The sequence below is a fragment of the Ruegeria sp. YTSA064 genome (assembly GCF_059610325.1).
The window spans coordinates 385,539-400,204 of sequence record NZ_JBXWNK010000001.1; the positions used below are offsets into that span (position 1 = coordinate 385,539).

Annotated in this window: 13 protein-coding genes; 5 read left to right on the forward strand and 8 right to left on the reverse strand. The window is 56.2% G+C overall.

From position 1 onward, the window contains the following. Nucleotides 1–200 precede the first annotated feature (200 nt). Nucleotides 201–722: a hypothetical protein gene (locus tag AC2FI7_RS01940; protein WP_496833170.1), complete on the forward strand. Its 522-nt coding sequence runs from the start codon at nt 201–203 to the stop codon at nt 720–722. 44 nt (nt 723–766) lie between these two features. On the opposite strand, the gene AC2FI7_RS01945 is transcribed toward AC2FI7_RS01940, so the two are convergent. The 7 genes from AC2FI7_RS01945 to AC2FI7_RS01975 form a co-directional block, all read right to left on the reverse strand. Beyond that, the gene (locus tag AC2FI7_RS01945) at nt 767–970 is read right to left on the reverse strand and encodes a hypothetical protein (protein ID WP_055190657.1); all 204 of its coding nucleotides are present in this window, start codon (nt 968–970) and stop codon (nt 767–769) included. Continuing rightward, on the reverse strand, nt 967–1,275 hold the full coding sequence (locus AC2FI7_RS01950; RefSeq protein WP_496833172.1) for a hypothetical protein: 309 nt from the start codon (nt 1,273–1,275) through the stop codon (nt 967–969). The genes AC2FI7_RS01945 and AC2FI7_RS01950 overlap by 4 nt, the downstream gene beginning before the upstream one ends. 622 nt (nt 1,276–1,897) lie before the next feature. Beyond that, entirely contained in the window at nt 1,898–2,293 is a 396-nt protein-coding gene (locus tag AC2FI7_RS01955; RefSeq protein ID WP_496833227.1) for a zincin-like metallopeptidase domain-containing protein, read from the reverse strand. Further along, nucleotides 2,290–3,288: a tyrosine-type recombinase/integrase gene (locus AC2FI7_RS01960; protein ID WP_424991405.1), complete on the reverse strand. Its 999-nt coding sequence runs from the start codon at nt 3,286–3,288 to the stop codon at nt 2,290–2,292. The genes AC2FI7_RS01955 and AC2FI7_RS01960 overlap by 4 nt, the downstream gene beginning before the upstream one ends. Continuing rightward, on the reverse strand, nt 3,285–4,229 hold the full coding sequence (locus AC2FI7_RS01965) for a tyrosine-type recombinase/integrase (protein WP_424991404.1): 945 nt from the start codon (nt 4,227–4,229) through the stop codon (nt 3,285–3,287). The genes AC2FI7_RS01960 and AC2FI7_RS01965 overlap by 4 nt, the downstream gene beginning before the upstream one ends. Further along, nucleotides 4,226–5,488 carry a tyrosine-type recombinase/integrase gene (locus tag AC2FI7_RS01970; protein WP_424991403.1) on the reverse strand — a complete coding sequence of 421 codons (1,263 nt, stop codon included), beginning with the start codon at nt 5,486–5,488 and terminating at the stop codon, nt 4,226–4,228. The genes AC2FI7_RS01965 and AC2FI7_RS01970 overlap by 4 nt, the downstream gene beginning before the upstream one ends. A gap of 145 nt (nt 5,489–5,633) precedes the next feature. After that, nucleotides 5,634–7,268, reverse strand: a complete 1,635-nt coding sequence (locus AC2FI7_RS01975; protein ID WP_424991402.1) for a winged helix-turn-helix domain-containing tetratricopeptide repeat protein — start codon at nt 7,266–7,268, stop codon at nt 5,634–5,636. A 115-nt stretch (nt 7,269–7,383) separates the two neighbouring features. Between AC2FI7_RS01975 and AC2FI7_RS01980 the strand changes: the two genes are divergently transcribed. Continuing rightward, complete coding sequence (locus tag AC2FI7_RS01980) at nt 7,384–8,130, forward strand: dienelactone hydrolase family protein (protein WP_424991401.1); 747 nt, start codon at nt 7,384–7,386, stop codon at nt 8,128–8,130. A gap of 148 nt (nt 8,131–8,278) precedes the next feature. Here the strand turns inward: AC2FI7_RS01980 and AC2FI7_RS01985 are convergent, their stop codons facing one another. Next, nucleotides 8,279–8,962, reverse strand: a complete 684-nt coding sequence (locus AC2FI7_RS01985; RefSeq protein ID WP_496833176.1) for an ArdC family protein — start codon at nt 8,960–8,962, stop codon at nt 8,279–8,281. Between the two features lie 584 nt (nt 8,963–9,546). Here AC2FI7_RS01985 and AC2FI7_RS01990 point away from each other — a divergent pair. Genes AC2FI7_RS01990 through AC2FI7_RS02000 form a run of 3 tightly spaced genes read left to right on the forward strand, consistent with a single transcriptional unit; the run spans nt 9,547 to nt 14,644 of the window. After that, nucleotides 9,547–10,443: a BrxR family helix-turn-helix transcriptional regulator gene (locus tag AC2FI7_RS01990; protein WP_496833178.1), complete on the forward strand. Its 897-nt coding sequence runs from the start codon at nt 9,547–9,549 to the stop codon at nt 10,441–10,443. Continuing rightward, entirely contained in the window at nt 10,440–10,898 is a 459-nt protein-coding gene (gene brxF / locus AC2FI7_RS01995; protein ID WP_496833180.1) for a BREX-3 system P-loop-containing protein BrxF, read from the forward strand. The genes AC2FI7_RS01990 and brxF overlap by 4 nt, the downstream gene beginning before the upstream one ends. A gap of 14 nt (nt 10,899–10,912) precedes the next feature. Beyond that, the gene (locus AC2FI7_RS02000) at nt 10,913–14,644 is read left to right on the forward strand and encodes a DUF6079 family protein (protein ID WP_496833182.1); all 3,732 of its coding nucleotides are present in this window, start codon (nt 10,913–10,915) and stop codon (nt 14,642–14,644) included. Nucleotides 14,645–14,666: the final 22 nt, after the last annotated feature.

Genomic DNA, 14,666 nt, shown 5'->3' on the forward strand with positions numbered 1-14,666 from the left:
AGTAATCACCCCTATTTCTTGCCAGCATCATACAGGCAGCCCTGTTATGGCACTTCGCCATAATTGATTCAATATTATAATATTGCATCAACTGCCTGTATTCCGTTTGGAGCAGCCATGGGCTGCGACCGCCATATACTTGCGCTGGCAAAGACCAGCGCTACACTGGCGGCATTGATTTTGGTTTTGTGAGGTTCGAGATGGGGCGCGGCGGCTATTCAGGTGGCAGCACGATCATTTACCCAGGCGGGCGGGGCTGGTCTTATGACCCGCTTTCTCCGATGCCTGGAACCAAGGGGCAGAAAGGCAAGAAAAAAGCCAAAGCTAAGAAGCCTAAAAACGCACCGACGAACGACGACTTTCTAGAGCACTTTTCCCTATCGTGTGCCTGCTGCAGAATTTTGGGCATTGAATGGCCTAGCGCCAGTAACGACGAGCGTCGGAACCCGCTTATGGATTCTAAGAGCGACGGATACCACAAGCCGTTCCGCCAAAAAGTGGGAAGGCAAAGAAAGAAAGCTAATCGGATTCTTTCCTCCTATGCGGCTCAATGTGCCGCCTCTGACAAAAAAGGCGAGGTGCGACCCAAAATCCCAAAATCGATACGGTTTGCTGCTGAGGTTTCGAATTTTTCGTCTCGACTGGAGCAGAGGATTAAGGAGCATAAGAACCCTCCCCACCACCAAACCGATGCCGACAACTCACCCCAAACCGTGAAGTGAACGCGGTTGCCCGCGTCCACTGCCATTTTTGATCTCTTCCAAGGTCATCGCAACGCCTCCTCAAGAATTGCGAGAGCCCCAAGACAATCGTCGATATAGGGCTGCTCCTCACCCTCCAGATCGTTCAGCTCCAGCCGGTTCAACACCGCGTAAAGCGTGGCACGCGCCTCGCGGGCGGCGCTTCGCAAGCTGACGGTATCTTCCAGACGCGCGGTCGCGAAATCATCGCTGTGATAGTCTGGGGTCATCGGATTTCTCCCGCCTGGTGCTTCCAACGCGGGGCGATGTCCTTGAACGGCACAGTGAAGGGTGGCAGCGCGTCAAAGCCGTTCGAGCTCTTGGCCACCTTCACTTTGGCGCAATCATCCTCAACACTGAGGATCTCGACACAGAACACGCCGCCCAAACCTGACGGAACAACGATCTCCTTCAGCTCGTGCCGATGCTTCCCGCAATAGACGCAGGTGCTATAGAGCCCGTCGATGATGTGACCGCCGGTCGTGCGATCACAGTCGCAGGTCCAGAATTTCGGGGGCTGATACTTGTGAGCCATTTGTGGCCTCCTCTTAGGTGCTGCGGTTGGGGCTTGGCTCCCCTTCCGCCGATGGGCTGCACACCGGCCAATCTGATCTGACCGAATACGCATGTATTCGGCGGAACAGAGTGGGTGGGGGCACAGCCCGACCCACGCCCCTGGAGCGGCCAGTCAATGGGTCAAAGCCAGCAACTGGTGCGGCCCGCAGCGCGCCCGCGCGAGGACACGGATTGCAGGCTTTGACGACGCGGCCACGCCACGCTTGCCCATTGACGGGACGCGACAGGGATGTTGGGCGGACCAATCAAACTGAAAAGATTCTGAAGGAGGTGAGCGGGCTGAAAGCCAGCCGATCCTCCGCACAGTCCGTTTCTAAGAGCGGCCCGTGCGCAGCAGCACGGGCCACAATTTCTCACATGGTTCAAAATGCCTGCGCCCCGCCACATGAGGCGGGGCGCAGGTGCTCAAAGCTCAACACCGGCCTTCAAGTTGCCGTCCGGATCCAGCCATTTGCACGCCTCTGCGCAATCCAGGCAAATACAGGTGCCACTGCCTTTCACGATGACCGGCGCAAGAAAGATCACTGGGTTTGACGCGCAGCATTTGCGGCACGTCATCGGGGGTAGGATTGCGGGGCCCCTCATGCTGCGGCCGCTTTCGATTGACCTGCGGCTGCAAGGACAAAATCGGCTGCCTTCTGCGCCTCGGACGCCGCGCGGAAAATCGCTCGTTTGTCCTCTTTGAGCGCTTTCAACCACCCTTCAACATAAGCAGCGCTTTGACCGAACTCAGGCGCGACGCCAATCTGAGCACCAAGGAAACAAGCACCGATTTCCGCCACCAGCTCTTCAAAGGCATAGGCTTCGCGGTTGGCAAATTTCTTGATCCGCTCAAGCCGCTTTTCACTGCCCGTCCAGTGGGTCTTATGCCGATGTCGGCATAAGGCCCATAATGCCGAGCTTCGGATTATGCCGCGCCGATCCTTACAACCTTTTGCGTTGCGGTCAGACCGGCGCGGCGTGTCGGCATAATTCAGATCGCTTCCAGGAAAGCCAGCAGTTCATCTCCGGGTCGATAACGCCCGACCGTTTTCCCAACTGGCTTCGTCAGCGCCATCGCCCTTTCTTTCAGTTCGATATCGGCATGGATGTAGACTTGTGTCGTTTCAATCGATTCATGGCCCAGCCAAAGGGCGATAATCGTTCGATCCACACCGCTCTGGAGAAGCTGCATTGCAGCGGTGTGGCGCAAGACATGCGGTGTGACGCGCTTCAACCTGAACGTCGAACTGGTCGCAGCCGCAGTGGCCGCGTGTTTCCGAACAATTCGTTCAACCGCATCCCTGCTGAATGGTCTGCCACGAATGGTTGCGAACAGGGGATCGCTGGGTTCAGCCGCGATCTGTGCGAGCCATGCCTTCAATGCATCCCTACTGTCCGTGCGAAGCGGCGTTGCACGTTCTTTTCGACCTTTGCCCATGCATCTAAGGTGTGCTCCGGTGCCGAGCTCGACATCGGCAATGCGAAGACCTATCACCTCCGACACCCGCAAACCTGTTTGAAGCATCGTAAGGAGCAGAACTCGATCCCGCCGACCGAACCAGGTCGATTGGTCAGGTGCTTCCAGCAACGCCTCCATCTCAACACGGGTCAGGAAGTCAACAACCCGTTTTTCGTGCCTCTTGGAGGGCATCGCCAACACCTTCTGGCAATGATGCAACAATTGGGGTTCACAACCTGCGACGTATTTGAAGAACGACCTAATTGCGGCAAGGCGGGTGTTTCGACTTCGAGCGCTGTTACCCCGTTCTTCCTCGCAGAAGGTCAGGAACCGCCCAATAATATCGGCATCGATATGGGCCACATGCAGTTTGGTCGGCGGCAACCCGGTCTCTGCCGTCGCGTATTTAAGTAAGAGCCGGAACGTGTCGCGATAGCTGGCAATTGTGTTCGGGCTGGCCTGCATCTGGGTCAACAGCCGCTCAGTGAAGAACCGCTGCACGTAGACGGGCAAGGGATAGGTCACGATCATGATGCACCCTCCAGAACCCGCTGCTCTGCTCGTGCAGCGGCCAACTGCATCAGCTCGGGAACGGCCTCGATGTACCAGAACGTATGCTTGGGCTCGGAATGGCCGAGATAGGTGCTGAGCTTGTACATTTCGGCTTCGATGTCCCGACCATCCCGGAACCAGTCTAGGATGGTGTGAACGGCAAATGTGTGCCGCAAGTCATGGATGCGTGGCCCATGACCGTGCCTATTGAAGGCTTGCGGAGACCGAATGCCAAGGTTTTTGCTCACTTGCGCGAAGTTGTACCGAGCTGCGCAGTCCTTCGCATGTTGGCCATCTTCCTGGATGAAGAACCGCGATGAGTCTCGCGTAACCACCCGATCCAGTTTCCTGGCATATTCGGCCAGCCGATGGGCAGTGTCGTTGTTTATGGGAAGCTGCCGATCTCTACCATTCTTCGTGTTTCTAAGTGTGAGAAGGGCACGATCAAGATCGACGTCATTCTTTTCCAAGGACAAAGCTTCGTTCACGCGCATGCCCGTCACCGCGATCAAGCCGAACAGAGTCTGCCAAAGAGCGGCTCGGAGACCGTAAGGCGACGGAAGCCGCCCAGCCTCTGCAACAATTTCCGCAATTTGTATCGGCGCGTAAATGTACGGCACCCGTCTCCGATAGCGCCCTATGACAAGCTGGCTGGATGGGACCTCGGTCTGATCGTCGTGCTCTGCAAGCCAGAAGGCAAAGCTGCGCACCATACCAAGGCGATGAGACCATGTATTGTTATCCGCGCTGCCGTAGTTCGCCTTCCAATCAAGGAACAAGGGTGTCGAGATGTGATGGAACCCGTTCTCATCGCCAAAAGTCGTGAACTTGCGCAGCACCCGCTCATCAAACGAGAGATCAAATCCCATCGAACGTCGAAGGGCCACGTATTCGTCCAGTCGTTGATTGAGCGTCTTCATTGTACGCCTCCCAAAGTTGGCCAAGGCCGCGAGATTGAGCGTAGGGCATCCAAATCATGTTGCGCGTATATCGTCGTTGTCATCGCAGATCGGTGACGCAGAACGTCACCGATCTCGGCCAGTGATGCGCCCTTTCGCAGCATGTCAGTGGCGAGGCTGTGCCGGAGAATATGCGTGCCGATATAGGCTTGTGGCGGACTGATCCCGGTCGCATCATAAGCATCACGCAGTATCCAGCGAAGGATTTGAGCGTCCTTGAACCGCCTGAACGGCGGTTTGACTGAGACAAACAGCGCACGGTCCGGACCACGGCGTTCATTCTTGATGTAATCGACAATCGCCTCTCCAACCTCAGCCGACATTGGCATCCGATCATGCAACTGCCTTTTGCCACGGATCAGGATTTCACCGGCGCGCCAGTCGATGTCGTCCAGCTCTATCGCCGTCACTTCCGGTGCTCGCAAACCGAGCCGGGCGATCAGCATCAGCATCGCATAGTTCCGCCGTCCTGTTTTCTTGTGATCCCGCACCACCTCGATCAGACGGTCGACCTCTTCGGGCTGCAGATATCGCGGAATGCCGGTTGGCTTCGGATGCCGCGCCTTCGGAACGGCATTGCTCAGGTTGCGTTCTGTCTTCCCGCTCCAGAACAGGAACTGGAACAGGTTGCGAAGATGAGACGGGCCGGTCTTGTCCCGGGGCGCGTTTTGCGCCTCCCGCAAGCGAAGTATGAAGCCTGAGATATCATCGGGCTTGATACTATTCAGATCTCCCAGACCAGCACCAAACTTGGCTGTCAGGAACCGGTCATAGAACCGCAAGCAGTGATAGATAGTGTCCTCGGACAGGCCGCGCTGAACGCGGAGGTAGGTTTCGTATTCGCGTTTCAACACTGCCCTGGGGGACATGTCGAGCGGCGGCTCAGACCGTGGCGGTGCGCCAGCAATTTCGATCAAGTAATCCCTGAAGCGATTGAGCCGGTACCGACAGTGCTTTTGGTCTTCCGCTGTAGCGGTGTTAATGATTGGCGTTTCGAGCTCGGCCACCCAATCGTCTGTCAAGTCATTGGGGCTGAGGTTTTCCGAAAGCATTGCCGCCCAGAACGCCTCGGCTGTGGCACCGTATTTGGCAACGGAACCGCGACCGTATCCGTCAGCTTCAATCCGCAGCACAAAGCCGGTCGCTTGGTTGTCCAAGGATTCCGAGGTTCTTGCCGTCTGATCTGGTTTCGCGTCATTTTCCATAAGTGTTTCCTTCATCTGGTTGAAGGTTGTGCTTATGGCAGGTCACCGAAGCAGACGCTCACGGGTCGTGGAAAGATCGACACAATGTGGGACAAAGCACCATTTCGCTGCAACCGCCCCAAAGTCTGCTTTTGGGCGTTGGTCAAAGAAAAGACGATCGTCAGTTCTCCGGGACATTGGCCATATGGAAACCTTCAGCGAAGGCAGAACGGTAGGCCGGGTCCTGAATCGATGCGGTCGCCAAGAGCGCCTCTATGGTTGCTGTACGACCAAGTGCTTCGTATTCCATGGCCATCCACTCTGCCTCGTCTACGTTACCCAACTGGCCATAGGTCGCGATCAGAAAGCGATACGGATATGGGGCGCTCGGGTTTCGGTCACGGGCACGGACAAGGATTGCTTCGGCTTCTTCAAAGTTTCCCAAAAAGTAATTCGCCATACCGTCTGCAAGATCGTACCAGTACGGTGGGATAGGATTACGATCAAATGCTTGGTCGATAAGGGGCAATGCCTCTTCGGCCCGGCCATTAAAAATGTGAACATTGGCAAGAAACACGTAAGCGTCGTCGTAGTTGGGGTCGAGGCGAATGGCGGTTTCATATGCCTCGGTTGCACGCGCCTCATCAGGGGCAAAGTTGCGTGTATAGAGGCGACCAAGAGAGAAATGGGCAAACGGCAAATCAGGGTCGAGTTCCAAGGCCCGATTGGCATGTTCAAACGCAGCCCGAATGTCCCGGTCGCGATCACGCGTCCAGCCGTTTTCAACCCTGAAGCTATAGACCTGACCTAGATGGGCATGAGGTAGCGCAAAATCGGGATCAAGCCTGATCGAATTTTTCAAAGCGGCCTCTGCTTGGAGATTGGTCTCCATCGTATAAAGGTTTTCGAGTTCACGGCCCTGAAGATATGCGTCATGGGCGTCTACGTTGTTAGTGCCCCGAACACCGAGACGTGCGCGTTCCGTGCTTGATAGTCCGATAGAAAGCGCCCTGAGCAATTCACGGGCAACCTCGTCTTGGAAGGCGAAGACATCATCTGGCGTGCCCTCGTAGCGTTTAGCCCACAAATTGGCTCCGCTTTCGCCATCGACCAGAGCGACAGAAATGCGCAGGCTGCCTGCAATCCGCCGCACGCTTCCTTCGACAATGACATTTGCACGCAGTAGATCTGCCATCTCTTGGACGTTCATGCTTTCGGTATCGATCGAGAAGCTGGCACTTCGCGAAATTACACGAATGTCGGAAAGCCCTGACAAGTCAATTATGAGGTCGTCGGCAAGTCCGTTTGAAAAGTATGACTGGTCGGGGTCACCGCTCATGTTCTGAAACGGCAACACCGCGACTGTAACATTTTGAGATGGCGGGGCAGGTTTGCTTGACCAATAAAGACCCCCAAGTAAAACGACGACAAACATGGCGACCAGCCCTACGAGCCAAGGCTTACTTCGCAGCTTCTGAGCGTTACCCTCGCCGATGTCGGGGTCGCTTTTTTCAAGATCGAGACGGTAGCCCATTTTGGGCACGGTTCTTAAAGCCACACCGCTGACCCCGCGAAGTGCTTTGCGAATTTCTGACGCGCATTGCACCAAGCTGTCTTCGGTGACGTGCGTTTCAGGCCAAATCCGATCCAGCAGGTCGCCTTTGGAGATCACAGTGCCAGCATTGTCGATAAGCTCGGTCAAGAACCGTGTGGTTTGCGGTCGTAGGCCCGTCACGTTTCCCGAGTGATCGATCTCTCCTGTCGATGGGTCAAAGAAGGCCTCTCCGATCTGAATATGAACTTGGTTTTTCGGCATTTCTTCGGCGGTCTTTCGGGATTTTCGGAACAGGTCCCATGCAGTCTAGCAGCAGTTGGCGATCGGGCAAAGAAAGCGACGCCTTTAATGACAAATGAAGAAATGGAGACAACTCATGACCAAGACAGTTTTACTCACAACTGCACTCGCATTTGCTGTGACAACCGCACTAGCTGGTGAAAGTGTAACTTACGAAATTGATGGCGAAACGTTTGATGGATACTTGGCTCAGGCCGAAACGCCACGTGGGACAATCGTGATCCTGCCCACTTGGAACGGCTTAAGCGACTACGAAAAAGATCGGGCGCAGATGTTGGCGGATATGGGGTTCACCAGTTTTGCCGCCGATCTCTACCCTGCTGGTGAAAATCCAACGACCATGGAGGCCAAGCAGCAGGCGTTGCAGGCGCACTTGGCAGATCAAGTCGGGATGCACGCCATGCTCCGGGCAGCTATCACTGCTTCTGGGGAAGAGGGAGACGAGCCTTTGTTCGTGATGGGGTACTCAATGGGTGCAATCACGGCGATGGAGCTTGCCTGGTCAGGGCTGGGCAACGAATTGGGTGTTGACGGTTACATCATATTTTCCGGGCGCGTATCCGATACGAAAGGCAGGATCATGCCCGACGAAGTCGCGCCGTTCTTTGTAGCGCAAGGCGAAGCAGACACGCAAGTCAACGTTGGTGGGCTGACCAATTTCATCGACGATGTCGAACTAGCAGGCAGTGAGGTGACGGCACATGTTTATTCTGGTGCCGGACACCTCTTCTCTGCCTTTGGCTTCCCAAATTATGATGCGGAAGCCGACGCTGATAGCTGGGAAAAGTTGATGGATTTCCTCGCCATTCAAGGGGGGTCCTGAGGCCCTAGGATGGGTCAAATGGTGGGCTGAAATCAGAACGTCCGCCGATAAACCCGCCATTCCCTCCTACCGCAGCATTCGGTAAAAAGGGCTCAGAGTCCGAATTCGCCGCGTCAAGCGCGAACGACCGCTCCTTGCTGCCAAAGTTTTATGCCGACACACCGCCCCTGTCCTCTCGATAGACAGCGTGTTCTAAGGTTCGGCGCGGCATAATCCGAAGCTCGGCATTATGGATCACCTCATGGGCCAATGTCCCATAATAGCCTGCCGCATCGTGAAACGTGGCGATCGGCGGCATGTGGATGTGATCTTTGGCGGGGCTGTAATAAGCGCGTGGGTCGTCGCTGGTGAGGATCTCCGCCCCCGTTCGGCTGAAAAACGCCTCAAGCTCCGGATCTTCCGCCGTGCCAAGATCACGCGGGGCCTCGGGCCGGATGTAGTGCTCCTCCGGCAAACCCTCGATCTGATCCGCGTTAAACACGCGATAGGCGCGCGCATAGGGCAGCTCCTCCTCGATGCCCAATTCGTTTTCTCGGGTGAACGTCCCGTATTTGACCACGGTCGACGACGTTTCGCCTTTGCGGACTTGGCCGCCCAGCTCCTGCGCCTGTTTGTAGGTCATCCAGCGGCTGGACACATAGCCATGCTTTGCTGCCATGACCCAGAGCATCAGGATATTAATCCCGCGATACTCCTCGGCATTGTGTCGGGTCGGCAGGGCAATGCCGGACGCGCTTCCGATCCACGGCTTGCGCCAAGGCGGCGTGCCTGCCTCGATCTCTGCAATAATGCTGTCGGTGACATGGGCATAAACATCAAACTTCGGTGCCATTTGTGGCCTCCTCGATCAAAGTGACGCGGGTGAGGCTCCGCGCCCCCTTCCGCCGTTGGGCTGCGCCTCGGCCACCTGATCTGACCGAATACGCATGTATTCGGCGGAACAGAGTGGGAGAGGGCAAAGCCCGACCCACGGCCCTGAACGGGGCTGTCAATCGGCCACATTTGCGAAGAAAATGTCTGCGCCAAAATCAGACGCCAATTTGCCGCGCAAGGAATGGCTCGCCCGCGAGACAGGGGAAATTGGTGGCTGATTTTGGGGATGGACTAAGGTTGACCGCCACGGTCAGGGATGTTGGGCGGACCAAACAAAAGACTATTTCAGTATTGCGGGGAGGCTAGCAAAGCTACCGATCAGCAATACTGCCAATCGCGATCAAAAAACCCACAGACGTCATGCGTAGACTGGCGCAAACAAGGCTTTCGAATGAACCACCAAACCTACAACCCTGTGGTGTTCTAAACATCTGAAAGCACCGAAAACGGCCTTGTAATTGAACCACTGCAAAGCTAGCGTGACGCCAGACCAAAAATTGTGCGCGCATAGTTTTCGTACGCATTTATTGCTGGGAGGCCATCTTGAAGAACGAAAAAACGGGACTTCGATGGGGAGTCGAGCAACGGCTCGAATTTATTGAGTTTCGTCTTTTCTGGGAGGGGCATGTGAACCGGAGCGATTTGATGGATCAGTTTGGACTTTCGGTCAACCAAGCGTCCGCCGACCTGAACCGCTATATCGGCTTCGCCTCTGAAAACATGATCTACGACAAGAGCGCGCGGACTTACGTGCGAGGCAGTGCTTTCCAACCACAGTTTCTGGAACCTGATGCGAGCCGCTATCTGGCTCAGCTTCGGTCCGTGGCCGAAAATATTCTTGACCGTGAAGACTCTTGGATCGCCAGTCTTCCGTCCTTCGCCTCTGCGCCAACGCCGGTCCGCGGAGTTGACCCAGTGACTCTTCGTTCCGTTGTGGGAGCGATCAGGCGGACCGAAGAGTTAGAAATCAGATACCAGTCCTTTTCCAGTCCGGATCCTCGATGGCGGTGGATTGCACCTCATGCGATTGCCTTCGACGGGTTTCGCTGGCACGCCCGCGCGTTTTGTCTGACCGACGAGTGTTTCAAGGATTTTGTTCTCTCCCGGATGATTGAGATTCGTGGATCACGCGAGAGCGCGACATCGGCCGATGATGATATTGACTGGAATTCAGAAGTCGCGCTCGAAGTTGCTCCACATCCCGAACTGTCGGAAACGCAGGCAAAGGTCATTGCCCTTGACTATGAGATGCGGGGCGGCAGTGCGAAGATCAAGGTGCGGCGCGCGTTGCTCTATTACGCGCTGAGGCGCTTGGGATTGGATACAGATCCCTCCGCGCGGCGCCCGCAAGACCAACAGATCGTCCTTATGAACGCCCCCGAAATCGGGCTTCCAACACCGAGCCTCTCGGCGCCAGTGAACGGAGGCGCAAACGGATGATCGAGGCACTTGAACGCGTCGTCGACGATCTTGCCGTGGTGAACAGCAAGCTATTGTTGCTGATTGGAGCACCGAATACTGGGAAGAGCGACTTGCTGCGCCAATTGGCTGGGCGTCGGCAGCTTCACATCCTCAACATTGGAGCAGCACTTGGACGTGAACTGCTCACAATCCCAAGCCCTAGGAGACACCTTCAGGCAGCAGACCTTCTGAAAGGGTTGGCGGATGAGTTCTCGCGGGAAGGACTTCTCCTCATGGACAATCTCGAACTCCTGTTCGATCAGGAGTTGAAGCTAAGTCCACTCGATTTGCTCCGGCGTCACTCTCAGGCGCGACGCGTTGTTGCGGCTTGGCCTGGTACGCTAACAGACAACAGACTGTCTTATGCAACGACAGGGCATCCAGAATATCAGGACTACAGCTGTGATGGCGTGGTTCCGTTCAAAGTTAGTTGAAAGGAAATCTCGAGATGGCAATGCGTTACGGCGATCTCATTCAATTTGAGCCCATTGAATCGGTTATTCAGCTTCTCGATGCAGATCGTCCTGATGAAGCCAAGAAGCTTGTGTCCACCTATGTCATCTCGGATGACATGGCCGACCGCATCGCCAAGCTCATGATCCCGCAGCTCTCCTTCGACGAGGCGGTGGACCACAAAGGCGTCTTGGTGGTCGGGAACTACGGCACTGGTAAGTCGCACTTGATGTCGGTGCTGTCACTTGTCGCTGAGGATGAGGCATATCTGCCGATGATCCAGCACCCCAAAGTGGCCGAGGCTGCAAAGACAATTGCGGGCCGCTTCAAAGTGCATCGGATTGAGATTTCGAGTCAGATGTCATTGCGCGACATCATCACCCAACAGCTTGAGGTGTTCCTAGAAAAGCACGGCGTGACATATGCGTTCCCGCCTGCCGACAAGGTCATCAATAACAAGGCTGCGTTCGAGGAGATGATGTCGGCTTTTGCGGAGGTCCACCCTGATCAAGGTGTTCTCCTCGTTGTCGATGAGTTTCTCGAATACCTGCGGTCGCGCAAGGACCACGAACTTGTGCTCGACTTGTCCTTCCTCCGCGAGATCGGAGAGGTTACCAAACATCTCCGGTTCCGTTTCGTTGCAGGCGTTCAGGAAGCGATCTTCGATAGCAGCCGCTTTCAACATGTGGCGGATAGCCTGCGGAGAGTGAAGGACCGCTTCACTCAGGTTTTGCTGGCAAGACAAGATGTCAGTTTCGTTGTCGCGGAACGTCTCTTGAAGAAGTCCGCGGACCAGCAGGACAAGATCCGCGCTTACCTTGCACCATTCTCGAAATTCTATGGCTCAATGAATGAGCGGATGGACGAGTATGTGCGTTTGTTCCCAGTACACCCAGACTACATCGGGACGTTTGAGCGCCTGGTCTTCACCGAGAAGCGGGGCGCCCTAGTAACCTTGCGTGATCAGATCCAAGCCATCCTGGACGATGAAGTTCCTTCAGATCGGCCTGGTTTGATCGGCTTCGACAAGTTTTGGGATACCGTCGCAACGAACTCCGTACTGCGTTCAGATCCGAATATCGGGCCTGTGCTCAAGGTCTCAGAAGTGCTTGCGGAGAGGGTCTCCAAGGCGTTCACCCGGCCGGCCTACAAGCCGATGGCGCTTCGCATCATTGACGGCCTTTCGGTCCACCGCCTGACGACGGGCGGGGACATCTATGTGCCGGTCGGACCGACGGCCGAGGAACTGCGCGACACGCTTTGCCTGTTTCAGCCGGGTATTGAAGACATGGGTGGCGACCCGTCTGACGACCTACTCACCGCGGTCCAGACCACGCTTCGAGAGACCCTCAAGACGGTAAACGGTCAGTTCATCTCCAAGGCGCCAGACACCGAGCAATACTATCTCGACCTGAAAAAGGACGTCGATTACGACGCGCAAATCGAGAAGCGGGCCGAGGCTCTTTCGGAGGATGCGCTCGATCGCGCTTACTACGGCGCCATTCGCCAACTCATGGAGCGCACGGACGAGTCCAGCTACGTGACGGGACACCAGATTTGGCAATACCAGATCGAGTGGCAGGAGCGTCGCGTCGAACGGATTGGCTATCTGTTCTTTGGCGCGCCGAACGACCGGCCGACCGCTCAGCCAGAGCGGGATTTCTATTTGTACTTCATCCAGCCCTTCGATCCCCCGCGTTTCCGTGATGAGCAGAAGCCCGACGAGGTCTTCTTCCGTCTGAAAGCACCAGACGAAACCATCAAGCGATTGCTGAGCTTCTACGCCGCCGCCCAGGAACTGGCCTCCACGGCAAGTGGTGGCGCGAAAGGCGTGTATCTCGACCGCGCTCGCGATGCGCTGCGCGAAATGAGCAAATGGCTGCAGGAAAAACAGCTGGAGGCATTCGAGGTCACGTTCCAAGGCAAGTCCAAGACACTTCGTGACTGGACCAAAGGTATTTCACTCAGGGACAAAGCGCGCTTGGGGCCGGACGAGCGCATCAACTTCCGCGACGTCGTCAACGTGATCGCGGGGATCGCGCTAAGCAGCCGGTTCGCCGATGTTTCGCCCGAATACCCAACATTCTCGGCGCTCGTGACGGAGTCCAACCGAAAGCAGCTCATTGGAAATGCGCTTCGTGCTCTCACGGGGAGCAACCGTACGAAAGACGCTGTGATCGTCCTGGATGGCCTCGAAATGCTCGATGGTGATCGCATCGATCCGGTTCAATCTCGATACGCTCAGGAGGTTCTCGCGCGGCTGAAGGCCAAAGGTCATGGGCAAGTGTTGAACCGCAGTGAGTTGCTCGTTGGAAACGCGGAGATCGAGTACTTCAGCCCTGACAAGTACCGGCTTGAGACTGACCTATTGGTCACGGTGCTTGGGTCACTGGTCTATTCCGGTGACATTGTCCTCGCGATTACCGGGGACAAAATTGACTCCGGCAAGATCGGGCTTCTCGCGGATCGTCCGCTCGATGAGTTGAAGCAGTTCAAGCATGTTGAGGCGCCGAAGGAGATCAACGTTGCCGTGCTCCGGTCACTCTTCGAGATGCTGGAGTTGCCGCCGGGTCTCGCGCAGCAAGCAACTCAAGGCTCGGATGAACCGGTCAAGGCGCTTCAGGAGGAAGTCAGCAAGCTCACAAAACGTGTGCTTGCAGCTTCCACCGACATGGCGAACCGGCTTAGCTTTTGGGGCCAGTCTCTTCTGCGCGAGGAAGAAATCCGCGACTGGAGATCGAAGCTCGACGAGCTCAAGGCCTTCTCGGAAAGCCTGTCGCCCTACAACACGGTCGGCAAGCTCAAAAACCTGCGCATTGGGTCAGACGATATCGCAGCCCAGAAAAAGAACCTTGAGGTTCTGAACGCCGTCGAAGGGCTCATCAGCCTTATCGGCGAACTCGGGAACACGGCAAGTTATCTTGGCCAGGCCGAGATGGTTCTGCCTTCTGACCACGCATGGGTGAAGCAGGCTCGGGACACGCGCAAGCAGGTCCTCGACGCATTGTCGACGAGCCGAACTGGACAGAATGGATCCGAACTCCGGCAGACGCTCGCCAAGCTCAAAAAAGACTATGTAACGGCTTATGTCAGCCTGCACAGCAAGGCGCGTCTCGGAGTGTCCGAGGACAAGACGAAGACCGCGCTGCGCAAGGACTCTCGGCTCGTCGCCATGCGGGCTTTGGCGAATATCTCGCTGATGCCGACAAGCCAGCTCACCACCTTCGAGGAGAAGCTCGACAAGTTGAAGAGCTGCGCCTCGCTGATCGACTCCGAACTGGCGGCCAGCCCGGTTTGCCCGCACTGCAACTTCCGCCCGGCGAATGAGCAGGGCGACATGCTGCCCGCGGCCAATGTGCTCAAGCAACTCGATGACGAGCTCGATCAGCTGCTGGACGGATGGGTGCAGACGCTTCTCGACAACCTCGAGGATCCAATCATCCAGTCCAACTTTGAACTTCTGAAGGAAGGGTCGCGCAAGATCGTCACCGGCTTTGTCGACAGCAAGTCGTTGCCCGATCCGGTCACGCCCGAGTTCATCAGCGCCGTTCAAGAGGCGCTGTCCGGCCTCGACAAGGTCGTCGTTTCGGGTAGCGACATCCGGCAGGCCCTGCTTCAGGGTGGATCGCCCGCGACACCCGAAGACCTGCGCAAGCGGTTCGAAGCATTCCTGACCGACCGCTGCAAGGGCAAGGACACCACCAAGCTGCGCTTCGTGGTCGAGTGAACTTCCGCCAACCGATTTTGAA

What these genes read in the sequence shown, in the direction of transcription:
- AC2FI7_RS01940 (WP_496833170.1), top strand. Translation starts at nt 201, where the DNA reads ATGGGGCGCGGCGGCTATTCAGGTGGCAGCACGATCATTTACCCAGGC.
- AC2FI7_RS01945 (WP_055190657.1), bottom strand. Translation starts at nt 970, where the DNA reads ATGACCCCAGACTATCACAGCGATGATTTCGCGACCGCGCGTCTGGAA.
- AC2FI7_RS01950 (WP_496833172.1), bottom strand. Translation starts at nt 1,275, where the DNA reads ATGGCTCACAAGTATCAGCCCCCGAAATTCTGGACCTGCGACTGTGAT.
- AC2FI7_RS01960 (WP_424991405.1), bottom strand. Translation starts at nt 3,288, where the DNA reads ATGATCGTGACCTATCCCTTGCCCGTCTACGTGCAGCGGTTCTTCACT.
- AC2FI7_RS01965 (WP_424991404.1), bottom strand. Translation starts at nt 4,229, where the DNA reads ATGAAGACGCTCAATCAACGACTGGACGAATACGTGGCCCTTCGACGT.
- AC2FI7_RS01970 (WP_424991403.1), bottom strand. Translation starts at nt 5,488, where the DNA reads ATGAAGGAAACACTTATGGAAAATGACGCGAAACCAGATCAGACGGCA.
- AC2FI7_RS01975 (WP_424991402.1), bottom strand. Translation starts at nt 7,268, where the DNA reads ATGCCGAAAAACCAAGTTCATATTCAGATCGGAGAGGCCTTCTTTGAC.
- AC2FI7_RS01980 (WP_424991401.1), top strand. Translation starts at nt 7,384, where the DNA reads ATGACCAAGACAGTTTTACTCACAACTGCACTCGCATTTGCTGTGACA.
- AC2FI7_RS01985 (WP_496833176.1), bottom strand. Translation starts at nt 8,962, where the DNA reads ATGGCACCGAAGTTTGATGTTTATGCCCATGTCACCGACAGCATTATT.
- brxF (WP_496833180.1), top strand. Translation starts at nt 10,440, where the DNA reads ATGATCGAGGCACTTGAACGCGTCGTCGACGATCTTGCCGTGGTGAAC.
- AC2FI7_RS02000 (WP_496833182.1), top strand. Translation starts at nt 10,913, where the DNA reads ATGGCAATGCGTTACGGCGATCTCATTCAATTTGAGCCCATTGAATCG.